Below are 25,947 nucleotides of genomic sequence, written 5' to 3'. Positions count from 1 at the left end.
GTTTTACCCTAAATTGCGTTAAAAGCGAAGAGGCTTTTTAAGCGCAAAAGCGCACAATTTTTTGATAGTAGTATTAAAATACCAGTGTCAATTTTTCTATCGTTAAGTGAAAATAAAGCATAATAATACTAATCCCTCTAGATAACGTCTTCACTATTACCGCAACGTTATAGATGTCGACTGAGTAGGGGAAAGAGCAGCTATTTCCTAAAGGGACTTTATTTTGCAATATCGCTCCGAGATTGATGGCTTAAGAGCATTAGCCGTATTACCTGTCATTCTATTTCATGCCGGGTTCAAATTCTTTGCCGGTGGATTCGTCGGAGTCGATGTTTTCTTTGTTATAAGTGGCTATTTGATTACCTCTATTCTCATCGTAGAAATAGAGCGTGAAAAATTCAGCCTAGTTAATTTTTACGAACGTCGCGCTAGAAGAATATTACCTGCACTCGTATTTGTTATTGTCTTATGTATCCCTATTGCATGGTTGACCATGACAGTAGACAGTTTTAAAGAGTTTTCCCATAGTATTGTTGCCGTTAGTCTTTTCGCATCCAATATTCTTTTTTGGCGAGAGAGCGGCTACTTTGAAGCTGCTGCTGAAGAGAAACCTTTACTTCATACATGGAGTTTAGCGGTAGAAGAACAGTATTATCTAATATTTCCTTTGTTACTTATGTTTGCATGGCGACAAGGTTTTAAAAGGGAACGGCTTTTTTGGCTGATAGCATTTATTGCCGCGCTGAGTCTGCTGGCATGTGAGTGGGGCTCTCGAAACAGTCCAAGTGCAAATTTTTATCTCGCTCCATTTCGTGGTTGGGAATTGTTAGCTGGCTCTCTAGCCGCTTTTACTGTTCAGAAACATGGTGTGAGATCTAACAATATAGCGGCATCTATCGGCCTTCTAATGGTGCTTTATGCTACATTTTTCTTCGATAGCTTCGTGCCATTTCCTAGTTTTTATACGTTAGTGCCCGTGTTTGGTGTGGTGTTAATCGTTTTATTTGCCGATAGTAAAACATTAGTTGGCCGCTTGCTTAGCCTTAGACTATTCGTAGGAATAGGCTTAATCAGCTATTCAGCCTACCTTTGGCATCAGCCTATCTTCGCCTTTACCAGAATACTTTCAGTGGAAGAGCCTTCCCATGATTTGATGCTATCCCTTAGCATGTTAACTATGTTGTTGGCCTATGGAAGTTGGAAGTATGTAGAAACCCCCTTTAGATTCAAGGATAAAATAAATCGTAAAACGATATTTACGTATTCTTGCGTATCATTAATAGGTTTTATAGTGATTGGTTCTAGTAGTGCAATTTTTTCCCAAAAGCTGAACCCTGGTAACTTTAACCCGCTAAACAGTTTTCAAATTTCAGAGGCATCGCGGAGTAATACACTATTAAGAGAAGAATCTTGGGGGTTGGTGCGACAATATAACGAAAATGAGTTGTGGTTTGACTTAGATAATAACTATGAGAACGCATTGATTATAGGAAATTCTCATTCCAAGGATTTATATAACGTTCTGTTACATTCGAAGTATAACGGCTCCGAATTTTCTTTTGCTCGTTATGGGAGTGAAATTAGTGATATCAATAAGAATTTTTCTGAGCTTTCGGGCGTACCAAACTTCAAACACGCTGATACTATAATTATAGCTTCTAGATATGACCTAGAGGATGTAGCTTCTTTAAATCAAGTTATAGAAAAATTTATAGAAGCTGGGAAAGAAATTATTGTAGTGAATAATATCCACGAATTCCCTGAATACAGAACACGTAATTGGACACTTGCAGACTTTATTGCTTATGTCGTCAGAGATGATAAGTCGTACGCCGATGATGAGGTTCTCGTAAACCATATCAATTCAGCTTATTTCAATGCCTACAGTGGTAATAAAACAACTACAAGAGTGGACTTCACTGGAACAGTGAGTGAAATTAACGAATCGCTCGCCCTTATCGTGAAAGGGTTTCCTAATGTTACGCTGCTGGATAGGATGGACTATATTTGTCAATCTGAGTTGAAACTGTGTTCTGGAGTAAATGAATCGTTAGAAAAGCTATTTTACGATTATGGGCATCACACGTTAGAAGGGGCAAGATACTTTGGTGCAGAGGTTAGCCGTATAAACTGGTTGGAACCCTAGTTGTTAGCGCCCTTTTATTGTCAGATATGAAAGTTTCAAAACTTGCTGTTAGCTCTATAATTATTACGTATTAACGAATAGGTAAAGGTATTCAGAGTTATACCTTTTCTGTAACGTTTCTGTCATTAACATATCATTTAATGGCGGCGTTTCACGATTTTCGCATTTTTATTAGACTAAAGGTTAACCGCTGTGTTCAATTATACCAGTATCAGTCGATTGGTAATTACCCCTGTGCTTGCGAGCTTATGTTTATTGGTTTTTCTAAACGCCGCATCCATCTATAAATCTTTCTCGCTGTTAAGCAGTTTCGAATCACTAGAGCATACACTTGTTCAGGCGGAGCGTGACGTTAACGCAACCTTAAATACCTTCAAAACCCAAGTACAGGAGTGGAAAAATACACTGCTGAGAGGACACAACAACGACGATCGTGAAAAGTACTGGTCTCGTTTTCAAAAACGCGAAGCCGAGATAAAGCAACAATTTAGCCAAATGCTAGCGAACCCTGTAGTAAGTGATAAAGCCAAAGCGGATATTCGAAAATTCCAAACAGCGCACGCCTATATGGCCGAAAAGTATAGAGAAGGTTATGCGGCTTTTATCGCATCGGGCTTTGACCCGAAAGTAGGGGATAGCTATGTTCGTGGTATCGACCGAGAGCCAGCAAAACTACTTGAAAGTATTGCCGATGAAATAGCGAATCAATCTGCACTCGCCATCACCGACTTAAAGGACGGTACGCGCAGGATGTTATGGCTAATTCTGTTTGCTGCTATTGTGCTATCACTGCTATCTGTAGTTTATGTAATTAGTCGTCTTCGCTCCCAAGTGATTAATCCTACTCGTGAAGTAGCCGCGTGTATTTCTAACCTCGCTACTAGTCAATACGATTACCCGCTGACTTACTCAAGTGGACACGAGCTAGGCATTTTGGCTGATTCTGCCAGAGCATTACAAAGCAAATTAAAAAGCTCGGTTACCCAGTTGCATCAAACTGAATTAGAAATGGAACGTGCTTTCATTGCCCTTGGCGATGTGGGGCAATCAATCATGGATGGCGCGGTAGAGCAGCGCGATGCTTCACTTTCGTTAGATGCCACCACTGATAAATTAAAAGGCATAGTGCAGAACTTGGTTGCGATTACCGACCAAGTGGCTGTGGCTACCAGAAATTCAGAAGAGAACGTAGCGAGTTGCTATTCAACTTTTGAGCGAGCGAATGCAGGGTTTAAGCAACTAGCAAAAACAGTAACAGAGTCGAGCGATATTGTAAGCGACCTACAAAGCCGCAGTAAAAATATTCTCAAAGTGGTTAATGTGATTAACGAAATTGCCGATCAAACCAACTTATTAGCACTGAATGCTGCCATTGAAGCCGCTCGGGCAGGCGAGCATGGCAGAGGCTTTGCCGTGGTAGCAGATGAAGTGCGGGCGTTGGCAGCGAAGACACAGCAATCGACGAAAGAGATAAACGATATTCTTAGTAGTTTTGAAGCCGAAGCCCGTGGAGCCGTGTTGGCCATGGAAGAAGGTAAGCAGCTCTCAGACAGCAATGCGGCTGAAGCTGCTATTGCATTACAAACCCTGAATAACGTGGTTGATGATATTAAGGAAACGGCAAGCGTTGTGGTTGCCCTTAATGAAGCAGCTGACGAGCAAGAGGCAGTGTTGTCGCAGGTGGAAAGTATTATTGCGAATGTGGTGGCATCGTCAGATCGCTTTCATAAATTGGCGCAACGTGATGACATGGCAGAGTCGATGAAGAGTATGTCAGTTAACGTAGAAAAAGTGGTGAGCAGTTTAACCCGGTAATCTATGACATTGCGTATAATGAAACGGAGCCATAGGCTCCGTTTTTTTAAAATCCCACTGGGGGCTTTCTCCGCAAATAAACAAGGTAATGATTGAAACGTTATGATCCCACTGGTATTTCATCCTATTTATAGCCAACTCAGCTTACCTGAACGTCATCGCTTCCCCATCGATAAATACCAAGGCATTCGAAATGCGTTATCGGCTCACGGTGTCGCTGATAGTGTGTTTCACACACCTTCACCGTTTGCGGTAACAGAGTTGGAGTCTCACTTTGACAAAGACTATGTTCAGCAGTTAACAAGCGGCACATTAGATAAAAAAGCTATGCGTCGTATCGGCTTTCCTTGGTCAGATCAACTAATCGAACGTACGCTAACCGCAGTGGCTGGCACCTGTTTAACTGCCCAATTGGCTATAAAGCATGGTAAGGCGTTAAATTTAACCGGTGGCTACCATCATGCCTTCTCAGATTTTGGATCAGGGTTTTGCTTATTTAACGATTTATTTCTTGCCGCTAAAGCGATGCAAAAATGTGAAGGCATAGACAATGTTTTGATTATCGACTTTGACGTCCATCAGGGTGACGGTACCGCTAAGCTTGCCCAATACGATAATAGTATTTTCACCGTGTCAGTTCATGGTGAGAAGAACTTTCCGTATCGAAAGCAGCATTCAAATATCGATATAGGCATGGTGAAGGGCTGTGAAGACGACGAATATTTAAATGCGGTACAAGAAACTCTCACCATGGTGGCCATGCAATTTCAAGCAGATGCCATTATTTATGATGCTGGCGTAGATATTCATATTAATGACGACTTGGGTTTATTAAATATCACAACCGAAGGCGTTAGTGCTCGAGATGATATGGTTTTTGCGTTTGCTGAACGTATGGGAGTACCCATTGCGGCGGTTATCGGTGGTGGTTATCAGCGCGACATAGATGCGTTAGTGGATGTTCATTTGCAATTGTATAAAGCTGCTGGTGTTATTTGAATAAGAGGCCCATCAAATAAGGCCTCTTATTGATTTAATACTTATAGGAAAAGTAGCTGGAAGCCTAAGCCCACACGCTCTTGAGAGCGGTTATAATCAATCAGTGAGTCGCCATAGCCGTTAAAGTACTGAAACAGTAATTCATAACGGTCGGTGAGTGGATAAGTTAAATCAACCTGTATACTACCTCGGTTATTCCCTAAGTTAAGGTTATTGCGAAGCAATGCCATTACTTTGAAATTACCAAGCTTTCGCCCGTAACCAAATTCCATACGACCATAATAGTTTTCGATATCAGGGTTATCATCACCGGTAGGGTCGAGCAGGTCTTCTTTTTCATCTTCTGGAATACGATACCAAGTTTTTAAATAATAAATATCATCTTGGTCACTAAATACAACAGAGGCGAAAATACGGTTCCAACTTCTAGAGCTAAGGCCACTCTGTCCATTAGACATATGATTAAACCCTACTTGAAAGGTATTAAACTTATACCCTAAAACAGAATAGTCTGCCGTTTCTTGCCAAAATATCTCTGGCTCATAATTGGTTTCTCTAAAGGGTTTAGACACTTCGCTGTTGTATAGTTGCCAAAACGAAGTAAGGGTAAAACCAAGGTAAACGCCGTCAAACCCAGTGTCTTCCAAATAAAGAGGCAGCTTTACGCTAACCTGAAATTTGGCTTCTTTTTTATCGACATTCTCTTCTGTGAGTTCATCATTACCGTTTGAGTTTGGATTGGTAATGTAAGTCATAGGAAGTAAATAGTTTTGTCTATGTTGTGTAATAGCAAAAACGTTATCAATTGCTTCCTTGTCACCTTCCAAGCGATTATCGAGCGCACTTTCAGTTGTGGTATCTCGTTTAATGATATCAATAACTTCAATATCACTCTCTTGTTCATCTTGCGCATTTTCTTGGGCAAGAGCATTTATGCTGCACAGACTGACTGCAGCCAATATTAAAAATGGCTTAAACACTGACACTGGTGGTGTTCTCCGTTAGGTAAGTCGTTGTTTTTTTATAAATTATTTTAATTAGTGAAATCCAGTGACTGGCCTTCCGCTGATGCAAATATTTTCAGGCTCGACTCTGCAATTGTGATGTAATCCATGCAGTGTTCAACCACCTTATCAATATCCTCATCTGTGCGATCTGGATCATGGCTATATAGCGCTAATTTTTTTGAATTACTCGCTATAGCAAGCTTTACGGCTTCTTCAGCAACTGAATGACCCCAGCCTGTTTTAGCAGGCATATCTGACATCATATATTGTGCATCATGGATAATAACGTCTGCGTTTCTAGCAAAATCGACAAACGTTAGAAAGTCAGTTTCTTTTTTATACGGCGGGTAGAGTTCGTTGTCAGTAATGTAGGCAATTTTAGTGCCTTTTTCTTCAATACTATAGGCGCTACCCTTGCCAGGGTGATTAATAGGTATTCGGCGAATGGTAGCAGAACCAATTTCCCAAATATCTTGCTCTGGCGGAATAATGGTTAAATGGAGCTTTGACTGTAACGCACTGACAGGGACAGGAAACGTTGAGCCTTGCATTTGTTTTAAAATTTGATCGTGCTCGGGTAAGGTCGTTTGCCCTGGATAAATATAGATATCTCTATCTTTTTGAAAGATAGGGCTAAAGAATGGAAAACCTTGTATGTGATCCCAGTGATTATGGCTGAGCAATAAGTGAATAGGGGTATCTTTGCTGCGAAGTTTATTCCCCAACAGCCTGATACCCGTTCCAGAATCAAGCACAATATCTGTGCCATCGGCTAATTCAATATGAACGCATGCGGTATTACCACCATAGCGTGCGTAGGCTTTTCCAGGAGTAGGAATAGAGCCTCTCACGCCGTAAAATGTTAACCGCATATGTTCACCGTTTTTATTCTTTTAGCTAACCGCTATTGCCGTTATCGCAAAGCTATACACAAAATTAAATGCAAGATTACTAATATTTATCTTTCAATGATAGACAATGTTAAAGACTAACAACAAAGTCTTTTGCCGAATCTAAATCTAGTAACTGCTTTTCACCTGTACGGCGGTTTTTGTACTCAATTTGTTGATTGTCGAGGTTTCTCTCACCGATAACAATACTATGAGGTATGCCAATTAATTCCATATCGTTAAACATAACACCTGGGCGTTCTTTACGATCGTCAAATAATACGTCTATACCCAACGCAATTAGTTGTTCGTAAAGTGCCTCAGCCGCTTCTTTAATACGGTGAGACTTATGCATATTCATTGGTATTAATGCAATTTTGAAAGGCGCGATTGGATCAGGCCACATAATGCCGTATTTATCATGGTTTTGTTCAATAGCTGCCGCAACAATACGTGAAACGCCAATTCCATAGCATCCCATGGTTAGGGTTTGATGCTTGCCCGTTTCGCTTAGTACACCACAATTCATCGCTTCTGAGTATTTGCTACCCAATTGGAAAATGTGGCCTACTTCAATACCGCGCTTTATTTCAATAGTACCATTGCCGTCAGGTGAAGCATCACCCGCCACAATGTTACGTAAATCTGCTGTTTGTAAATCGACAGTCCAGTTTGCATTTTTCGTGATTTGGCCGTTTTCGCCGGCACCACATATGAAATCGGCAAGTGCAGCGGCACTAAAATCCACATGCATTGGCAATGTAATATCATTAGGGTTAATGAAAGCAGGGTGAGCGCCTAAAATTTCAGTGGCTTTTTCTTCACTTGCTATAACAAGCGGACTGGCTACGCCAGCTACTTTTTCAGCTTTAATATCGTTAAGCGCGTGTTCTGCGCGCAATACTAATACTACCCATTGTTCAGTTGTATTTTCTTCTACTGTTTCGCCTTTAACAACATAAATGCTAAGCGCGCTATCTGAATCTTTGCCACTTACTACTTCAGCTGCTGCGCCTGAAGCTTGTTGTTTTTCTGGCATTGCCGTTGCAGCCATTTCAACGTTTGCGGCGTAGTCGCTGTCACTCGCAAAGGCAATTGCATCTTCACCAGACTCGGCAAGTACGTGGAACTCATGGGAATGGTTTCCACCAATTGATCCCGAGTCGGCAATAACAGCACGGTAGTCTAAGCCCATGCGATTAAAGATATTGCCATAGGCTTCATACATTGTTTGGTACGTTTTATCTAAACACGTATCGTCTAAGTGGAAGCTGTAAGCATCTTTCATGGTGAATTCACGACCACGCATAATGCCAAAACGAGGACGTACTTCATCACGGAATTTAGTTTGGATTTGATAAAGATTGATAGGCAGTTGTTTGTAACTACTGATTTCGTTTCTAACTAACGATGTGATCACTTCTTCATGTGTAGGACCTAGCACGAAGTCTCGCTGGTGGCGGTCTTTAATGCGCAGTAATTCTGGGCCGTATTCTTCCCAACGACCAGACTCTTCCCACAAGTCAGCAGGTTGAACTACGGGCATTAACACTTCTACACCGCCTGCTTTGTTCATTTCTTCACGAACGATGTTTGCCACTTTATTCAGTACGCGAAGCCCGGTAGGCAACCATGTGTAAAGGCCTGATGCCAGTTTTCTTATCATACCAGCACGTAACATTAACTGGTGGCTGATAACCTCAGCGTCGGCCGGAGTTTCTTTCTGCGTGGCAAGTAAATATTGACTAGTGCGCATTCGAAGCGGTCTTCCTATAACTATGAAAAATACAATTGAGCGTATTCTAATTAACTGTGAGCAATAGTGCTACAACCACGTGCGTCTAAAGCGCGTTAATCCCAACGACGTCGACAACACCACTTTTTACCGTGAAGGCAAAATCATAGTTATACAGTGTAGTATGGTAAGTTTTTTCATCATTGCTTAGTTTATGACGATAAGCGGGACGGGGATCTTGAGCCAGCACTGCATTTAGTAATGTGGGCAGATCGGGGTGCTGTGCCGCGGCTTCTAGCAACAAGTTTTGCACGAGAGGGTTAATTGTCACATCAAGGTTGGGGATAGGGGCGGCATGTGTCAGTTCAGCCATGCTATCTGATGCATGGGGAAGCGCATCGGCATAGGGCAAATAAGGTTTAATATCGATAATGGGCGTGCCATCTAATAAATCTACCCCTTCGACATTCAAGGTAAGCTTTCCATCCACAGTTTCAGAACCTAAATTTTTCACTGCCGACATGCCTATACCATTTGGGCGATGTGTGCTTCTAGAGGCAAACACCCCAAGCGTTGCATTTCCACCTAAACGAGGGGCTTTAACCGAAGGTTTCCAGCCTTTGTCTAAATTCTCATGGAATAGAAAGAGTAGCCATACATGACTAAATACTTCTAAACCTTTAAAGACACGAGGGTCATCAAAGTCCGGCGCTAACACGACTTGTCCCCTCGCCTTGGCTAAATTAGGTTGTCGGGGAATGGCAAACTTTTGTTTAAACGGTGTTTGTATATGGCCGATGGCACAAAGGGGGAACTGATTAAGGGGCATTACCGTAAAATCCCATTTGCATAGCGCACTGTCATAAAATTCTCACATAGTTTACGTAGAGTACGGGTTCAAGTTTAAAACCTTGAACCAATTACGGACATCTGGGGCGGCCGTATTTGGCATCCCTGGACCCAATCAAACCCTTTGGCCTGTATTTTTACAGGCCGTTTTTATTTTTAGCGCATCGCATCTCATTCAATGCTTTTTCAAAATAAGGGCAGCCTAGTTCATTAGCTTTGGCAATATTGTGCGTGTAAATTTTCTCTGCATCATCTTCGTTTTTCATATAGCGGGCAATATCACGCTCGCGAATTAAATGAAGTAAAGGGTAGGGAGAGCGGTTGGTATAATTTGCTACGCTGTCTTTCGCTTCGCCATCAAACTGGTAGTCAGGATGAAAACTGGCAAGTTGATACACGCCCGTATACCCCCAATCAGATAGCATACGTTCACATATCGCCAATACATCTAGGTAGTCATCAAAGGAAGCTGTAGACGATGAGGGCGCAATAATGAGGGTAGTGGCAATATCGTCTTGTTCGTCTAAACGTTTACACTCATCGAAAAGCGAGGCAATAACATCGCCAGCATCCCCATTAACCACGACACAGTGAATTTGGCTAGGTTGGCGTACGAAACCGGCAAAGGGGCAAAAGTTGTGGTTGATGACAATGTCATCAACCCAACGCATTGTGGCTTCTATAAGATGTGTATCGTTCACGATTTCAACTTAAGAGTGGTATTTAACGTAAGCTTCTAAGGTATTTTCTATTAAGCTAGCGACTGTCATGGGGCCCACACCACCAGGCACTGGGGTAATCCATCCTGCACGTTGTTTGGCAGGCTCAAAATCCACGTCACCAACTAATGAACCATCACTCACACGGTTAATACCTACATCGATAACAATAGCGCCAGGCTTAATCCAGTCGCCAGGAATAAAGTTTGGTTTACCTACCGCAACCACAAGAAGGTCTGCACGACTGACATGGGCTTTTAAATCTTGTGTAAATTTATGACAAGTAGTAACCGTACAACCAGCAAGCAATAATTCTAAGCTCATTGGGCGGCCCACAATATTAGAGGCTCCCACAATCACAGCGTCTAGTCCTTTCACTGGTCGCTTAGTGGCCTCAATCATGGTCATGATACCTTTCGGAGTACAGGGGCGAAGCGCTGGAATACGTTGTGCCAATCTACCTATATTATAAGGATGAAAACCATCTACATCTTTATGGGGGTGAATGCGCTCTAATACTTTTTCTGCATTCAAACCGGCAGGTAAGGGCAACTGCACTAAAATACCGTCTATTTCCTTGTCGTCATTTAATTGGTCAACAAGTGCTAACAATTCGCTTTCTGTAGTATCGGCGGGTAAATCAAAAGAGCGAGATACAAACCCCACTTCATCACACGCTTTTCGTTTGTTAGAAACATAGACTTGTGAGGCGGCATCGCTGCCGACTAACACAACGGCTAATCCAGGTTGACGTTTCTTCGCGTCAATAAGTGAATCTACATAAGAAGCAACGTGCTGGCGAACTTGTTTGGCAATTAATTTGCCGTCAATTAAATGAGCTGTCATAGAAGTGATTATAATGTGTGGTCATTAAGTGCTAATTATTGTTTCATAAAACAGCATGTGGCGACCAGTAGAAACACACAAATACTGTAAATCGCAAAAAGTTTAAAAAGATTTGCGCTTATATAAGGTAAATTTCGATAAATAATAAAAATGTCTACCATGAGTAAACTCGTGTTCTACCTTCGGGATTGGATTAAATAATAGGTTTTTGAGTTTCGGTTAGCTTGAAAAATGCCCAAAGTGCTCAAAAAAGCACATTTATGGGCGCTTTATGAGCGGTTGAATATTTTATTTAAAAAAGTGTTTGACGAGGTGGGGTCTTCTCAGTAATATTCGCACCCCGTAACGGCACAGACGCAAATTGCTTCAAACGTATCGTTACACAGTCGGTGAGTGGCGCAGCTTGGTAGCGCACTTGTTTTGGGTACAAGGGGTCGTAGGTTCAAATCCTATCTCACCGACCATTTTTTGCAAGCGAAGATTCGCCGAGCGTCCGTAGCTCAGCTGGATAGAGCAACGGCCTTCTAAGCCGTGGGTCGCAGGTTCGAATCCTGCCGGACGCGCCATGCGAGTCAGGTAGGACCTGATTCGGATTGGTCGAATCTTTAAAGGTAAACATGTACTATCAATTCAACATGTTTATTTATTGCAAGCACCATCAGTGGTGGGCGTAGCTCAGTTGGTAGAGCCCCGGATTGTGATTCCGGTTGTCGTGGGTTCGAGCCCCATCGTCCACCCCACTTTTTCGCGGGAGTGGTGGAATTGGTAGACACGCTGGATTTAGGTTCCAGTGCTTCACGGCGTGAGAGTTCAAGTCTCTCCTTCCGCACCATATTTTAAGCTTTTTTTACAAAAGCTGTTGTAAGTGCTTTCTTTAGCGCTAATGTAGTAATATTGTCGGTGAGTGGCGCAGCTTGGTAGCGCACTTGTTTTGGGTACAAGGGGTCGTAGGTTCAAATCCTATCTCACCGACCATTTACTCTATCCTCTATATATTTCCTTGTAAAATTTCTTTTTAAATCTCTTTTTCTATCTATTTGCACACTTATCGTTCAAAAGCGTGTTACAAACTTGTGTTTCCCTCTCGACTCTGGTTCTCTGCGACTGTATACTACGGCGTCTTTTTTTAACTCGTATGTTTGTAACAAATACGCGATTAACACTGTATTGTGTGGTGTTTTGTTAGTGCAAACGTCGGAAACGACCTCTACCCCGGTGTGATATGCCAAATAGGCATGACGGGAGAGGGGATTGAGAACAAAGCGCTTAAATAAGCGTAAAGTTGAGGTAATATAATGCAAGTTTCAGTCGAGACGACCCAGGGTTTAGAACGCCGTCTTACTATCACCGTTCCAGCTGACGCTATTGATTCAGCTGTTAAATCTCGCCTACAGCAATTGGCGAAAACGCAACGAATCAACGGTTTCCGCCCAGGCAAGGTACCAGTAAGCGTAATCAAAAAGCGTTTCGGCCAAGCAGTGCGTCAAGAAATTGCTGGTGATGTAATGCAGCAAAACTTCTACCAGGCTATCGTTCAAGAAAAAATTCAACCAGCTGGTATGCCTAATTTCGAACTGACTAAAGATGAAGATGGTCAGGATTTGGAATTTGTTGCTTCTTTTGAAGTGTATCCAGAAGTAGAAGTTAAAGGCATCAACGATATCGAAATTGAAAAGCCAGTAGTAGAAATTACTGACGAAGATCTTGATAACATGATGGTAACGCTACAGAAGCAACACGCTTCTTGGAAAGAAGTTAAACGTAAAGCGAAGAAAGACGATAAAGTTGTTATCGATTTCGTTGGCTCTATCGACGGTGAAGAATTTGAAGGCGGAAAAGCTGAAGATTTCGAACTTGAACTAGGTCAAGATCGCATGATCCCAGGTTTCGAGAAGCCACTTGTTGGCGCGAAAGCGGGCGAAGAAGTAACAGTAGAAGTTGCTTTCCCTGAAGATTACCACGCAGAAAACCTTAAAGGTAAAGATGCGGTATTCCAAGTAACAGTGAAAAAAGTAGAAGGCCAGTCACTTCCTAAAGTTGACGAAGAGTTTGCTACCTTGTTCGGTGTTCAGGAAGGTGGTGTTGATGCGCTTAAAGCTGAAGTTCGTAAGAACATGCAACGCGAGCTAGATCAAACACTTAAAACTCAGGTTAAAGAAGACGTTATTGCTAAATTGGTTGACGCTAACGAGCTTGATATTCCTCAAGCACTTATCGACCAAGAAGTTAACGCTTTACGTGAACAAGCTAAACAGCGTTTCAGCCAACAGGGCGGTGGTCAAAACCTTCCAGAGCTGCCAGCTGAATTATTTACCGATAATGCCAAGCGTCGTGTTTCAATTGGCCTATTATTAGGTGAAGTAATTAAACAAAACGAACTTAAAGCTGACGAAGCAAAAGTAAACGAGATGATCGAAACTGCTGCTTCTGCGTATGAAGACCCTCAAGAAGTTGTAGAATATTACAACAACAACCAAGAGCTTATGCAGCAAATGCAAAACGTTGCACTAGAAGAGCAGGCGGTTGAGTGGGTACTTGAGCAAGCTAAAGTTACCGAAGTAACTAAAGCTTTTGACGAGGTTATGAACAAACAGGCGTAATTTTTTACTGTCTGATTGACTTCACCTGTCAGCAACTGCTTAAATGCTCGGAGCCTTCCGAGCATTTTTGTTTTTAACGCTAGATAATCAAGGTAGCTATGACTAATACCCCATTTGATCCAATGAATGCACTTGTTCCTATGGTAGTTGAACAGACTTCCAAAGGTGAACGTTCGTACGACATCTATTCTCGTCTATTGAAAGAAAATGTTATTTTCTTAGTAGGGCAGGTAGAAGACCACATGGCCAACCTGATTGTGGCTCAAATGCTATTTTTGGAAGCTGAAAATCCAGAAAAAGACATTTTCCTTTATATCAATTCACCTGGCGGTTCTGTAACTGCAGGTATGGCAATTTACGACACCATGAATTTCATCAAGCCAGACGTAAGCACAGTATGTGTAGGTCAAGCGGCTAGCATGGGAGCGTTTTTGCTATCTGGTGGTGCTAAAGGTAAGCGTTACTGTTTACCAAATTCTCGCGTGATGATTCACCAACCTTTGGGTGGTTTCCAAGGTCAAGCATCAGATTTTGAAATTCATGCGAAAGAAATCCTGTCTATTAAAGAGAAGTTAAACCGCTTAATGGCGCAACACACTGGACAAGATTACGAAAAAGTTGCCCACGACACCGATCGTGACAACTTCCTTAGTGCAACTGAAGCCAAAGAATACGGCTTGATCGACCAAGTTATGACAAATCGATCTGACGCGGCTGCAACTAAGTAGTATAGTTATATATAGTAGACCTGAACTAGTGCTTGGCACGATTTGGTTTTCGGTTCAGGCAAGGCAGAGGCAATAGTAATGAGTGATAAACAAAGCGGTGACGGTGATAACAAGTTACTGTACTGCTCGTTTTGTGGCAAAAGCCAACACGAAGTAAGAAAGTTAATAGCAGGCCCGTCGGTATTTATTTGCGATGAGTGTGTTGAGTTATGTAACGATATCATTCGCGAAGAAATCAAGGAAATCGCGCCTAAGCAAAAGCAGGATGCTTTACCAAAGCCAAATGAAATCCATGCACACTTAGATGACTACGTTATCGGTCAAGAGCACGCCAAAAAAGTATTGTCTGTAGCGGTGTATAACCATTACAAACGTTTGCGTAACGGTGATGTGCACGATGGTGTGGAGCTTGGTAAGAGTAATATCCTACTTATCGGTCCAACGGGTAGTGGTAAAACATTACTGGCAGAAACCCTTGCACGTTTGCTTGACGTTCCTTTCACTATGGCAGATGCAACTACGTTAACCGAAGCCGGTTATGTGGGTGAAGATGTTGAAAACATCATTCAAAAGCTTCTGCAAAAATGTGATTACGATGTAGAAAAAGCCCAACGCGGCATTGTTTATATTGATGAAATTGATAAAATTTCTCGTAAATCAGACAACCCATCTATTACTCGTGACGTTTCGGGTGAAGGTGTACAGCAAGCATTGCTTAAGCTTATTGAGGGCACGGTTGCCTCAGTTCCTCCGCAAGGTGGTCGTAAGCATCCACAGCAAGAATTTTTACAGGTAGATACCTCTAAGATTCTGTTTATTTGTGGTGGTGCGTTCGCTGGCCTAGATAAGGTTATTGAACAACGTGCACAAAAGGGCACAGGTATTGGATTTGGTGCGGCTGTTAAGTCTAAATCTGAAAACACTGCGCAAATAAGCGAGTTGTTCAAGCAAGTAGAACCACAAGACTTGGTTAAATACGGATTAATTCCTGAATTTATCGGTCGTCTACCTGTGGTAACTAGCCTTGAAGAATTGAATGAAGAAGCCTTGATTCAAATTCTTAAAGAGCCTAAGAATGCGATTACGAAGCAGTACTCAGCATTATTTGATATGGAAGATGTGGAACTTGAGTTCCGTGACGACGCATTGCACGCTATCGCTAAAAAGGCGATGGATCGTAAAACCGGTGCCCGTGGTCTTCGTTCAATTGTTGAAGCTGTTTTGCTTGATACCATGTACGAATTACCGTCTGCGGTAGATGTAAGCAAAGTAGTTATTGATGAAACCGTTATTCGCGGCGAATCAAAACCTATTTTAATCTACGACAATACAGATAAGAAAGCGGCTTCTGAGTAAGCTGTTTTACGTTTAAAAAAAGGTCCTTCGGGACCTTTTTTGTTTTCTAAAAGCGTAAAAATAATTTCTGCATTAGGTACTGCTATTCTCAAGTTCAAACTCAACATTAAGAGTTTTTCCTTTCAAATTCGTAACGTGATACTAAAATTTTACGCATTCCAATAGGGTGTGAATCAGCTTTTTTCTGCCTTTTAAAACCCAACTTGCTGGTTATTTAAGCAAACGAACTCGTTTAACCTATCCTTTCTGATAGATTCGGCAACAAACTGTTGCCATACGGTCTAAAATCGATAATGGTAAAGAAAAGCAGGGAAAGCAGCGAATTTACGTACATTAATAATGTTTTATTTGAACTTTGCGCTAGCATCCCCATATCAAACGACAATGCTAACTAATAGAGAACACGTATGACAGTTGAGCGAGAAAATCGCATTGAAATTCCTGTGCTTGCCTTAAGGGACGTGGTTGTTTATCCGCATATGGTCATACCCTTATTCGTCGGGCGAGAAAAATCGATCCGTTGTCTTGAAGCGGCAATGGAAAACGAGAAACAGATTTTCTTAGTGGCCCAGAAAGACGCCGGTGTGGACGAACCCGATGCCGATGACATTTATACCGTTGGTACAATTGCTACTATTCTTCAACTTTTGAAACTACCTGACGGCACGGTAAAAGTGTTAGTAGAAGGGAGTGTGCGTGGTGAAGTTGAAGGTTATGAGCAATCAGAGCCTTTCTTTGTTGCTAACGTAAATAAAATTGAAGACGGTGCTATCGATGAGAGCGAGCAAGAAGTGCTTATTCGCTCTGCGGTATCGCAGTTTGAAGGTTATGTTAAGCTAAACAAAAAAATACCGCCTGAGGTACTTACGTCGCTTAATGGTATTGAAGATGCTGCACGCTTAGCAGATACCATGGCTGCGCACATGCCGCTTAAACTCACCGAAAAACAGAAAGTGCTAGAAATGAAAGGGGTGAACGAACGCCTTGAGTATTTAATGGCCTTGATGGAAGGTGAAATCGATTTGCTACAGGTTGAGAAGAAAATTCGAACCCGTGTTAAAAAGCAGATGGAAAAAAGTCAGCGTGAGTACTATTTGAATGAGCAAATGAAAGCCATTCAAAAAGAGCTCGGCGAGCTTGATGATGCACCAGACGAATTTGAAGCGTTAGCGAAGAAAATCGAAGACGCTAAAATGCCGCAAGAAGCGTTAGATAAAGCAAAGTCTGAGCTCCAAAAGCTTAAGATGATGTCGCCTATGTCGGCAGAAGCTACTGTGTTGCGCAGCTATATTGAGTGGCTAACCAATGTACCGTGGAACAAACGCTCCCCAGTGAAGAAAGATTTATCTCGCGCTGAAGTGGTTTTAAATGAAGACCATTACGGCTTAGAGAAAGTCAAAGAACGCATTTTAGAATATCTTGCGGTACAACAGCGTGTTAAGAAGCTTAAAGGACCCATTTTGTGTCTTGTAGGGCCTCCTGGTGTAGGTAAAACCTCTCTAGGCCAATCTGTTGCGAAAGCGACAGGGCGCAAGTATGTACGTATGGCATTGGGCGGCGTGCGTGATGAAGCTGAAATTCGTGGGCACAGACGTACCTACATTGGCTCATTGCCCGGCAAGCTAGTGCAAAAGATGGCAAAGGTAGGGGTGAAAAACCCACTTTTCCTATTAGATGAAATTGATAAGATGTCGTCTGATATGCGTGGTGATCCAGCGTCTGCGTTACTAGAAGTGCTTGACCCAGAACAGAATAATAGTTTCAGTGACCACTATTTAGAAGTGGATTACGACTTATCTGATGTGATGTTTGTGGCTACCTCGAATAGCATGAATATTCCAGGCCCGTTACTTGATCGTATGGAAGTTATTCGTCTTTCTGGTTATACCGAAGACGAAAAACTCAATATTGCAACGCGTCACCTAATCAGCAAGCAAATGGAACGTAACGGGCTTAAGTCTAAAGAGCTTGAGATTACCGAGTCGGCCATTATTGGTATGATTCGGTATTATACCCGTGAAGCAGGTGTACGTAGTTTAGAGCGTGAAATTTCTAAGGTATGTCGTAAAGCTGTAAAAGATATCTTGCTGAATAAGAGCAAAGATAAAGTGTCAGTGACCCAAGATAACCTTAAAGATTACTTAGGTGTACAACGTTTCGATTACGGTAAAGCTGATAAAGACAATCAAATTGGCCAAGTTACTGGATTAGCATGGACACAGGTTGGTGGTGATTTACTTACTATCGAAACTACGTCTGTGCCGGGTAAAGGCAAGATGACATCAACTGGTTCGCTTGGTGATGTTATGCAGGAATCTATTAAAGCTGCAATGACGGTTGTGCGCAGTCGCGCTGAAAAGCTTCGTATTAACGAAGATTTTTATGAAAAACGCGATATTCACGTGCACGTGCCTGAAGGTGCTACACCGAAAGATGGCCCCAGTGCTGGTATCGCTATGTGTACTGCTTTAGTGTCATCATTAACGGGTAACCCTGTTAAATGTGATGTGGCCATGACGGGTGAAATCACACTGCGTGGTGAAGTGTTAGCCATTGGTGGGTTGAAAGAAAAGCTACTAGCTGCGCACCGTGGTGGAATTAAAACGGTGGTTATTCCAGCAGAAAATGAACGTGATTTGGAAGAAATTCCAGAAAATGTAAAAAAAGATTTATCAATTCACCCTGTAAAGTGGATTGATGATGTGCTTGATATTGCACTTCAAGAGCCAGTAGAGTCTTTTGAGGTTGCGACGAAAAGCTAAAATGGTTGGCTGCATGTCCTAATTTTAAAGGCTTGCAGCCTTAAATTTGCAATAATTGATTAAAAAGTGTGCATACCTTCGTCAATTCGCCTATTTTTTTCAAAATAGGGCTTTCTTGTCGCAAGAGTTGTGTTACCTTTAATTTGTATTCGCTTGAAGCCTTGCCACAAAAGGGATTGCAGCGATTCAATAAAAGTTAATTAATTGTGACAGATGCTTGATGTTCAGAATCAAGCTTGCTATAACGTTCAATCAAATCGTTTTGGACAAACAGTATAATAACAATCGAAGGGGATCATAATAGTGAACAAGTCTCAACTTATCGACCAAATTGCTGCTGGCGCAGATATTTCAAAAGCAGCTGCCGGCCGCGCTCTAGATGCATTCACTGACTCAGTAACTGCAGCACTTAAAGACGGTGACCAAGTGGCACTAGTCGGTTTCGGTACTTTCTCAGTACGTGAGCGCTCTGCTCGTAGTGGTCGTAATCCACAAACTGGTGAGACTATTCAGATTTCAGCGGCGAAAGTTCCTTCTTTCAAAGCTGGTAAAGCTCTGAAAGACGCTTGTAACTAAGCAAAACTTGCAAGAAAAAGGCGATGGCTTATGCCATCGCCTTTTTTATTTGTAACGCCGAATTTATCATTTCCCACTATTTTCTTTATCTCACCTATAGCGCGACAGTGCATTGCGTACCACGCTGCGGTTTTATTGAACAATAGAAGGATTAGTTTTTGTTAAGCCGTTTATCTTCACAGGTATTAGGTTATAATCACCGCTTATTTTTTGCCATGATGTTAGCGTAGGTATTATCCAACGCTAAAGGGCAAGTGTAGTAAGCAACGGAGTTGAACAACAATCATGCTAGAAAGAATCAGAGAAGGTTCTCAAGGCCCATGGGCAATGGCAATTATTGCCCTTATCGTATTGAGTTTCGTGTTTGCTGGTGTAGGAAGCTACCTGACGTCTTCAGGTACTACGGCAGTAGCAACAGTTAATGGCGAAGAAATTTCTGCTCAGGAATTAGAACGCGGTTATCAGAACCAACGGGCACAAATGGAATCACAATTTGGCGAAAGCATTGCCCAGTTGTTTTCAAGCGAACAGTATTTAAGTGACTTTCGTCGTAACGTACTAGATAGACTTATTGCTGAAAAACTTATTCAGCAACAAGCACAGGAAATGGGCTTGCGCGTTAGCGATGCTCAAATTCGTGAAACTATCGTACAAATGCCAGAGTTTCAGTTCGGTGGCCAATTCGACAACGAACGTTTCCAAACTATTTTGCGTCAAAACGGTTTTCAGGTTGCTGACTTCCGTGACTACTTACGAATTCAAATGACGCAAAATCAATTGGCTGCAGCGTTAACAAATTCTGAGTTTGCGTTACCTGGTGAAGCTGAACGTGCAAATGCATTGCAACTTCAAACTCGTGACGCTAAATACGTGATGATTGATTCTGCTTCATTCGCCGAGTCGGTGGAAGTCACAGAAGATGATGTTGCTGAATATTACAACGCCAACATCACTGCATTTGATACAGAAGAGCAAATTAAACTTGCTTATGTATCACTCACGGTAGAAGACGTTAAAAGCCGCGTAAGCGTAGATGACGACGCCGTTCGCACTTACTATGACAATAACTTAAGCGGTTATGGCAAAGAAGAAGAGCGTCGTGTGTCACATATTCTTATTGAAGCTGGCGATGACGCTGAAGCAGCGAAAGCGAAAACTCAAGCGCTTTTAAACCAATTGAACGATGGTGCTGATTTTGCAGAGTTAGCTGAAAGTAGTTCAGATGACACCTTTTCTGCTGAAAATGGCGGTGATCTCGATTTCATTACGCCTGGAATGATGGACGATGCGTTTGACGAAGCGGTATTTAGTTTAGCCAATGTGGGTGACTATACCGACGTTGTTGAAACCGAGTTCGGTTTTCACATCATTAAATTAACTGAACTTAAAGAAGCGCAAGTTCAAGCATTTGAAGATGTAAAAGCAGAAATCCGCGAGACATTGCTAACTGACAAAGCATTAGAAGAATTCTTTGAGTTGCAAAATACCATGGCTGAAATTGCATTTGAAGTGCCAGATACCCTAGAAGATGTGGCTAACGCAGTTGATTTACCTGTGCAAGAAACTGACTTGTTTAGTCGTAACACTGTGCCAGTAGATATGAGCTCACCTGCACTGGCTGAAGTCGCGTTTTCTTCTGAACTTATTGATGAAGGCGTTAACAGTGACATTATCGAGTTAGATGATGAAACGGTAGTTGTAGTGCGTGTTGTAGAACATTTGCCACAGCGTACTCAAGCGTTAGACGAAGTTCGTGACGGTATTGTAGCAACAGTGAAAGCACAGAAGGCGCAAGAAGCGGCTGAAAGCTGGGCTACAGGTATTGTTGATTCGCTGAAACAAGGCGAAAGTGTAGCTTCTACATTAGCGGAAAAATCACTAAGTTGGGAAACTGCTGAAGCTGTTGCGAGAAGTGGTAGTACACTAAACCGCAGTATCGTAGATAAACTGTTTACCTTATCTAGTGAAGCAGAAAAGCGCGTAGATGTGATTGCAACTGTGAACGGTGACGTTGCCATTGTTGAACTTGTTAAAGTGAACAGTGCGCCTACGTTAAGTGCTGAGATGTCAGAAAGTCTGAAACCTCGTTTAGCGCAGATGCAAGGTCAACGTGTTTACCAACAGTTCATTGAAGCATTACGTGCTGATGCCGATGTGACAGTGTCTGAAAGCCTTTAGTATTGTTGAACTTACTGTTTAGAGGCTGGCGAGAATTTAAGTAGGCTGAAACGTAATACTATTATGTTTTAGTCCTAGCGCTGGTTTGTTCTAGCCTTGACCTTAAAGTAAGCGAAAAATACACTAAAAAAGCCAGTGTTGAACAAGCGATGTTGTTATCGCTTCGCCAACACTGGCTTTTTTTGTGGGCGTTTGTCTTTAATAAGTAAAAGTACTAATGGGTGAGAAAAAGCATGAGAGCGTAAAAAGCCGCAATAACACTCGACAATACCAGTATGTAAGTAAAACCTTGTTTACCCTGCGCTAGGGAATAGCTATTCACCCTTAAGTAGCCAAACCACAATAACGACAAGATAAGTGGTATCAGTACAATAATCTTTAGCAAAACTCGACCTCGCGTTGTATCGGTAAAGGGTTATTACATTATGTATAGTGCGGTAGCTTTCAGTAGTAATCTAATTCCACTGCATGAGCCCGCTGCATGATTATAAGTTTAACGATAAATTCAAACTATATCCCTAACTATATATGAGTAAAGTGTATAAGGGGAATTCAGTTAAGCCTGTGGGTTATTTTCATTTTCGGGGCATTGATACCTGTAATAGTAATTAATGCGGCTGGTAACTAATAAGCTAGTAACGAAGGGGCTAGTAATTCACGGGCTAGTAACTAAGCAGTTCGATTGGCCTTTCTGTATTAACCTCGTTTTGTTTATCCTTTTCTTTGTCATTTCCTTGTCTTAATTTTGTTATCCCCGTGTCATCTTTACTTTGTGTAATAACGTGTAAGCAAACTAATAAACTCTATTTACCCTTATGAACACTACAGCGGTTTCCTTACTTCAACACGCTAGAAGCATTCATTTTGCTGAGGTGCTTATGGCACGAGAATCCATCACCCCAGTTGATGCAGGGTGTCAAAGCTATCTTATGCACCGTTTGGAAAAGCTAGGTTTTGTATGTGAAAAGTATAAAGTAAAAGGAGTGACTAATTTAATTGCTAAATGGGGCAATGGACCTACTCACTTTGCTTTTTCTGGCCACACCGATGTGGTGCCACCAGGACCGCTGGAAAAATGGAAATCTCACCCTTTTTGTCCAGTGATAAGCCAAAATAAACTTTATGGTCGTGGTGCTGCCGACATGAAAACGGGTGTTGCTGCTATGCTAGCAGCCACAGAAAGAGCGCTCCCATCAATGGATTCGAACCAATATACTTATTGGTGGTTGATTACCAGTGATGAAGAAGGCGTGGCTGAATATGGCTCTAGATGGATAAAGGCCTATTTAGATGCTAAAAAAATTACCCTTGATATGTGCTTAGTAGGCGAGCCTACTGCTACGCACACTACTGGCGATACCATAAAAGTAGGGCGTAGAGGCTCCTTATCAGGCACTATTCTCGTATCGGGTAAGCAGGGTCACGTAGCCTACCCACATACGTGTGATAACGCTATTCACAAAGCAAGCAGAATTATACAGGCGCTATCCTCTTATGAATTTGAACAAGGTAGTCCAGACTTTCCCGGAACGTCCCTGCAAGTCACTCACGTTGATACGGGCGCTTTTACTGATAATTTAGTGCCGGGGAGTACGCGTATTGAATTTAATGTGCGTTACGCTTGGCAATTTAACCGCGACAGCCTAGTTAAGTTGCTAGCAGGTATTATCGGTGACATAGATGGTGATGCGTCGATAAGCTGGTCTAGACCTTGTGAATCCTATATGAGTAAAACCAATACAGAAAAGCGCTGCTTAATTACTATTGCAGAAAAAGCCATTGTGCAAGCCTCAGGCAGATATCCCCTAGTCAGCACCTCTGGAGGAACATCAGATGGACGGTTTTTCGCATCAGACACAACGCAAGTAGTGGAAGTCGGTGTGCCAAATGCTACCATCCATCAAGTTAATGAACACGTGCATTTATCGGATATAGTAACCTTAGAAGATATCTTCACCGATATTCTGCTAAGCCTATAAATTTACGCCGACTTCTTTAGTTCAGGTTTTAATTGAGTTGCCCCTAAATACCGTTCCTTTTTCTTGGGCGTCAGTGCTTCTAAATCAACCACGACTAAGCCATCTATACAGTCGTTAAAATCAGGATCTACATTGAAATCGAGAAAGGCCACTCCACCAGTCTTCGATAGTTCACTGTATTGCTTGTATAAAGTTGGGACATTAACCCCCATATTAGCGAGTAAATGCTTTAACTGAGTAAACTCAGATTTATAGTCTTTACCGGTAAAAGTATACAAGGCGTCTTGTGACATTTGATAAGGGCGTTTCGATTTAGCTTGGCCAAATTTGGCCGGGAAGTAAATGGAGTAAAACTGTACTATCAAATCTTTAGCTGGCTGAGGATAAGCGTTGCTTAATGATACTGCCCCAAACATATATCGGTACTTCGGGTAACGATTTAAAAAAGCACCAATGCCCACCCATAGATAATCTAGGCTGCGTTTACCCCAATAACAGGGTTGCACAAAACTTCTACCCAGCTCCAATCCAGCACCAAACATGACGGCGTTACTGTCATCGGTACCATAATCGAACAAGGTGGCTGAATATAAACCTGTGGGGTGATCTTGTTTGCTCAATAACTCAGCATCACCAAATCGATAAGCCCCTACTATTTCTAAATTACTCTCATCCCATAAAATTAAATGGTAATAATGGGTGTCGTATTGGTCTATATCACGGCGTTTGTTCGTGCCTTCGCCCACTGCACGAAAAGCAATTTCTCTCAAGCGGCCAATTTCACGCATAATCGGTGAGCAATTTTTATGTTGGTATAAATATATCGACTGACCATCACTGGTGTGGCCTAAGTGTTCGCATTGCTTCATCGCACGGGAAAGCTCTTTTCTGTCTTCCGGCATGGCCACAGGGGCTTGGGTGTCGAAAATGGCTTTTTTATTACTGCCAATCCGATATAAGTGGCGCTTAAATAGTTTCACCTGATCTTTAAGCGCTATGCTAGTTTGTTGGTAAGACTCAAAGGGAATAAGCTCGCCTATTCGCATAGGAAGGTGTTTCTTGCGTTGCTTAAACATCTCTTTTACCAGCAGCGCAGTGGCTAAAGGTTTGTACACCATAGACACTCCGTAAAATAGCGGGCTATTTTTGGCATCGATATAAACCGGGAGAATGGGAGATTTGGCTTGTCGGGCTATGCGTAAAAAGCCTGAATGCCACAGCGTATCTCGCACTCCTTGAGGTCGTAGTCGTGACACTTCTCCCGCGGGAAATATTAAAATGGCGCCGTCTGAACGCAAGTGTTCTTGTATAGCACTTAAATGCTGCTTCGGCGTACCGCCTTGCATGTTGTTTACTGGCAGTAACATGTCGTGCAAAGGCTCAATAGCCATGAGCATTTGGTTCGCGACTACTTTTAAGTCGTGACGAACTTCACTCACCAGCTTGATTAATGCAAGGGCATCTAGTGAGCCGATAGGGTGATTGGCAATAATCACCACGCGTCCTTGTGATGGAATACGCTCTTTCTCTACATCGCGGGTAGAGTAACTAATATTAAAGTATTCAAGCACCTGCTCTACAAAGTCGATATCTTCGTAGTGGGGGTAAGTTTCGCCGAACTCTATTATTTCTCGTTCATGCAAAAGGTGGCGCAGCACGAACGATAAAGACCTAAACAACAAGGGGTTGTTAGCCACTTGGGGATAGTGTTTATTTAGTACTTCATCAACTGTAAACATAGTCTTTCTCGGTTTTTGCGAACAATAGCAGGGGAATATGACGTTTTTCACACAGTTTGATGTCAGTTATCTGACAATGCAGAGGCCCGCGTTTCGTGCATTATGAAACGCGGGTTTAAGTGGTATGCTTATGCTGCTCTTGATGGTGAATTTTTCACTTTTAATGGGGTAACGTTATCTGCTTTGATCATGGTCTCAAGGGAATAAATCAGGGATAGGTTTCCATTTTCGTCTTCACCCAATGCAGTACAGTTTTCCATCCAATCGCCGTCGTTAATATAGTGGATGCCATTTTCCATTGTGCTTTCAGGGTGATGAATATGACCGCAAATTACACCATCAAGCCCCATTTCTGCAGCCCGTGAACAACAAGCCTCGCGGTAGCGAGCAATCGCTTCGTTTGCTCCTTTGATGTGTTTTTTAATGTAACCGGCAAGTGACCAATACTCACGTTTACGCCAACTACGAAAACGATTGAACTCGCGATTTAAAAACAGCAATAGGTCGTAACCTTTATCACCAATCCACGCATGAAATTTACCCATGGTGACATCGCCATCAAACTGATCGCCATGTAACACAAGGTAACGTTTGCCTTGGGCGGTGGTATGCACAAGTTGACGCTCAATTTCGATATCACCAAACGCCATACCGGAATAAGACTGAATTGGCTCGTCGTGATTACCTGGGAGATAAACGACGCGAGTGCCATCTTGGCTCATGGCCATCAGCTTATGCATAACTTGATTGTGCGCTTGCGGCCAACGAAACTGTTTTGTCATTTGCCACATATCGACAATGTCGCCAACCAAATAAAGCGTGTCGACAGTGACGCCGTTTAAAAACGAAAGTAGGTATTCAGCTTTGCAATCACGATTGCCAAGATGAATGTCAGAAAGCCAAAGTGTGCGGTAATGTGTTTTTTTCATAGCAAGGTCCCAAAGCGATTGCCTTGGAACGCCACTATATGGAGGTTAATTGACAAAATAGTGACACTTGTTTGACGATAGTGTTACAGCTAGC

General features: G+C 42.3%; 18 protein-coding genes and 5 tRNA genes. 15 read left to right on the top strand and 8 right to left on the bottom strand.

The features are described 5' to 3' along the window. Window positions 1-223 precede the first annotated feature (223 nt). The 3 genes from AVL57_RS21040 (at window position 224) to AVL57_RS13365 (ending at window position 4,960) form a co-directional block, all read left to right on the top strand. Window positions 224-2,146, top strand: a complete 1,923-nt coding sequence (locus AVL57_RS21040) for an acyltransferase family protein (protein ID WP_063456891.1) — start codon at window positions 224-226, stop codon at window positions 2,144-2,146. 192 nt (window positions 2,147-2,338) lie between these two features. After that, complete coding sequence (locus AVL57_RS13370) at window positions 2,339-3,961, top strand: methyl-accepting chemotaxis protein (protein WP_057790609.1); 1,623 nt, start codon at window positions 2,339-2,341, stop codon at window positions 3,959-3,961. Window positions 3,962-4,063: 102 nt separating this feature from the next. Further along, entirely contained in the window at window positions 4,064-4,960 is an 897-nt protein-coding gene (locus tag AVL57_RS13365) for a histone deacetylase family protein (RefSeq protein ID WP_057790611.1), read from the top strand. Window positions 4,961-5,001: 41 nt separating this feature from the next. Here AVL57_RS13365 and AVL57_RS13360 read toward each other — a convergent pair whose 3' ends face one another. From AVL57_RS13360 to folD, 6 genes are all read right to left on the bottom strand, one after another. Then, entirely contained in the window at window positions 5,002-5,946 is a 945-nt protein-coding gene (locus tag AVL57_RS13360) for a phospholipase A (RefSeq protein ID WP_057790613.1), read from the bottom strand. 47 nt (window positions 5,947-5,993) lie between these two features. Then, on the bottom strand, window positions 5,994-6,839 hold the full coding sequence (locus AVL57_RS13355) for an MBL fold metallo-hydrolase (protein ID WP_057790615.1): 846 nt from the start codon (window positions 6,837-6,839) through the stop codon (window positions 5,994-5,996). 109 nt (window positions 6,840-6,948) lie between these two features. Continuing rightward, window positions 6,949-8,613: a proline--tRNA ligase gene (locus AVL57_RS13350; protein WP_057790617.1), complete on the bottom strand. Its 1,665-nt coding sequence runs from the start codon at window positions 8,611-8,613 to the stop codon at window positions 6,949-6,951. An 85-nt stretch (window positions 8,614-8,698) separates the two neighbouring features. Beyond that, complete coding sequence (tsaA, locus tag AVL57_RS13345) at window positions 8,699-9,421, bottom strand: tRNA (N6-threonylcarbamoyladenosine(37)-N6)-methyltransferase TrmO (protein WP_057790619.1); 723 nt, start codon at window positions 9,419-9,421, stop codon at window positions 8,699-8,701. Between the two features lie 157 nt (window positions 9,422-9,578). Beyond that, window positions 9,579-10,142: a DUF1415 domain-containing protein gene (locus AVL57_RS13340; protein ID WP_171008983.1), complete on the bottom strand. Its 564-nt coding sequence runs from the start codon at window positions 10,140-10,142 to the stop codon at window positions 9,579-9,581. 9 nt (window positions 10,143-10,151) lie between these two features. Then, a complete protein-coding gene (gene folD, locus AVL57_RS13335; protein WP_057790623.1) occupies window positions 10,152-11,006 on the bottom strand; it encodes a bifunctional methylenetetrahydrofolate dehydrogenase/methenyltetrahydrofolate cyclohydrolase FolD in 855 nt (284 codons plus the stop codon). Between the two features lie 387 nt (window positions 11,007-11,393). Between folD and AVL57_RS13330 the strand changes: the two genes are divergently transcribed. The 12 genes from AVL57_RS13330 to dapE all read left to right on the top strand — a co-directional run bounded on the left by AVL57_RS13330 (window position 11,394) and on the right by dapE (window position 23,185). Continuing rightward, window positions 11,394-11,470 (top strand) — tRNA-Pro (locus tag AVL57_RS13330). Window positions 11,471-11,495: 25 nt separating this feature from the next. Then, a tRNA-Arg gene (locus tag AVL57_RS13325) sits at window positions 11,496-11,572 on the top strand. Between the two features lie 98 nt (window positions 11,573-11,670). Beyond that, window positions 11,671-11,746, top strand: a tRNA-His gene (locus AVL57_RS13320). Window positions 11,747-11,753: 7 nt separating this feature from the next. Beyond that, a tRNA-Leu gene (locus tag AVL57_RS13315) sits at window positions 11,754-11,838 on the top strand. Between the two features lie 66 nt (window positions 11,839-11,904). Beyond that, window positions 11,905-11,981, top strand: a tRNA-Pro gene (locus AVL57_RS13310). A 320-nt stretch (window positions 11,982-12,301) separates the two neighbouring features. Next, window positions 12,302-13,606, top strand: a complete 1,305-nt coding sequence (tig, locus tag AVL57_RS13305) for a trigger factor (RefSeq protein WP_013783303.1) — start codon at window positions 12,302-12,304, stop codon at window positions 13,604-13,606. Between the two features lie 98 nt (window positions 13,607-13,704). After that, on the top strand, window positions 13,705-14,334 hold the full coding sequence (clpP, locus tag AVL57_RS13300; RefSeq protein WP_013783304.1) for an ATP-dependent Clp endopeptidase proteolytic subunit ClpP: 630 nt from the start codon (window positions 13,705-13,707) through the stop codon (window positions 14,332-14,334). Between the two features lie 78 nt (window positions 14,335-14,412). Next, window positions 14,413-15,690: an ATP-dependent protease ATP-binding subunit ClpX gene (gene clpX, locus AVL57_RS13295; RefSeq protein ID WP_057790625.1), complete on the top strand. Its 1,278-nt coding sequence runs from the start codon at window positions 14,413-14,415 to the stop codon at window positions 15,688-15,690. A 407-nt stretch (window positions 15,691-16,097) separates the two neighbouring features. Further along, complete coding sequence (gene lon, locus AVL57_RS13290) at window positions 16,098-18,452, top strand: endopeptidase La (protein ID WP_057790627.1); 2,355 nt, start codon at window positions 16,098-16,100, stop codon at window positions 18,450-18,452. A gap of 303 nt (window positions 18,453-18,755) precedes the next feature. Then, window positions 18,756-19,028 (top strand): nucleoid-associated protein HU-beta, encoded by a 273-nt coding sequence (gene hupB / locus AVL57_RS13285; protein ID WP_012518978.1) that lies wholly within the window; start codon window positions 18,756-18,758, stop codon window positions 19,026-19,028. Between the two features lie 285 nt (window positions 19,029-19,313). Then, window positions 19,314-21,206 (top strand): SurA N-terminal domain-containing protein, encoded by a 1,893-nt coding sequence (locus AVL57_RS13280; RefSeq protein WP_057790628.1) that lies wholly within the window; start codon window positions 19,314-19,316, stop codon window positions 21,204-21,206. A gap of 815 nt (window positions 21,207-22,021) precedes the next feature. Then, the gene (gene dapE, locus AVL57_RS13275; RefSeq protein WP_057790630.1) at window positions 22,022-23,185 is read left to right on the top strand and encodes a succinyl-diaminopimelate desuccinylase; all 1,164 of its coding nucleotides are present in this window, start codon (window positions 22,022-22,024) and stop codon (window positions 23,183-23,185) included. A 2-nt stretch (window positions 23,186-23,187) separates the two neighbouring features. Here dapE and olsF read toward each other — a convergent pair whose 3' ends face one another. Both olsF and AVL57_RS13265 read right to left on the bottom strand, forming a co-directional pair. Continuing rightward, the gene (gene olsF / locus AVL57_RS13270) at window positions 23,188-24,924 is read right to left on the bottom strand and encodes a bifunctional ornithine lipid synthase OlsF (RefSeq protein ID WP_057790631.1); all 1,737 of its coding nucleotides are present in this window, start codon (window positions 24,922-24,924) and stop codon (window positions 23,188-23,190) included. A 128-nt stretch (window positions 24,925-25,052) separates the two neighbouring features. Continuing rightward, a complete protein-coding gene (locus tag AVL57_RS13265; RefSeq protein ID WP_057790634.1) occupies window positions 25,053-25,853 on the bottom strand; it encodes a UDP-2,3-diacylglucosamine diphosphatase in 801 nt (266 codons plus the stop codon). Window positions 25,854-25,947 lie beyond the last annotated feature (94 nt).

The organism is Alteromonas stellipolaris (assembly GCF_001562115.1).
Taxonomy (GTDB): domain Bacteria; phylum Pseudomonadota; class Gammaproteobacteria; order Enterobacterales; family Alteromonadaceae; genus Alteromonas; species Alteromonas stellipolaris.
Note: the sequence above shows the minus strand (reverse complement) of the source record. Positions and strands in the feature narration are given on the sequence as shown.

Excerpts from the sequence above, each read along its gene's own strand:
- AVL57_RS13365 (WP_057790611.1), top strand. The coding sequence starts at position 4,064 with ATGATCCCACTGGTATTTCATCCTATTTATAGCCAACTCAGCTTACCT.
- AVL57_RS13355 (WP_057790615.1), bottom strand. The coding sequence starts at position 6,839 with ATGCGGTTAACATTTTACGGCGTGAGAGGCTCTATTCCTACTCCTGGA.
- AVL57_RS13350 (WP_057790617.1), bottom strand. The coding sequence starts at position 8,613 with ATGCGCACTAGTCAATATTTACTTGCCACGCAGAAAGAAACTCCGGCC.
- tsaA (WP_057790619.1), bottom strand. The coding sequence starts at position 9,421 with ATGCCCCTTAATCAGTTCCCCCTTTGTGCCATCGGCCATATACAAACA.
- folD (WP_057790623.1), bottom strand. The coding sequence starts at position 11,006 with ATGACAGCTCATTTAATTGACGGCAAATTAATTGCCAAACAAGTTCGC.
- tig (WP_013783303.1), top strand. The coding sequence starts at position 12,302 with ATGCAAGTTTCAGTCGAGACGACCCAGGGTTTAGAACGCCGTCTTACT.
- clpP (WP_013783304.1), top strand. The coding sequence starts at position 13,705 with ATGACTAATACCCCATTTGATCCAATGAATGCACTTGTTCCTATGGTA.
- clpX (WP_057790625.1), top strand. The coding sequence starts at position 14,413 with ATGAGTGATAAACAAAGCGGTGACGGTGATAACAAGTTACTGTACTGC.
- lon (WP_057790627.1), top strand. The coding sequence starts at position 16,098 with ATGACAGTTGAGCGAGAAAATCGCATTGAAATTCCTGTGCTTGCCTTA.
- AVL57_RS13280 (WP_057790628.1), top strand. The coding sequence starts at position 19,314 with ATGCTAGAAAGAATCAGAGAAGGTTCTCAAGGCCCATGGGCAATGGCA.
- dapE (WP_057790630.1), top strand. The coding sequence starts at position 22,022 with ATGAACACTACAGCGGTTTCCTTACTTCAACACGCTAGAAGCATTCAT.
- olsF (WP_057790631.1), bottom strand. The coding sequence starts at position 24,924 with ATGTTTACAGTTGATGAAGTACTAAATAAACACTATCCCCAAGTGGCT.
- AVL57_RS13265 (WP_057790634.1), bottom strand. The coding sequence starts at position 25,853 with ATGAAAAAAACACATTACCGCACACTTTGGCTTTCTGACATTCATCTT.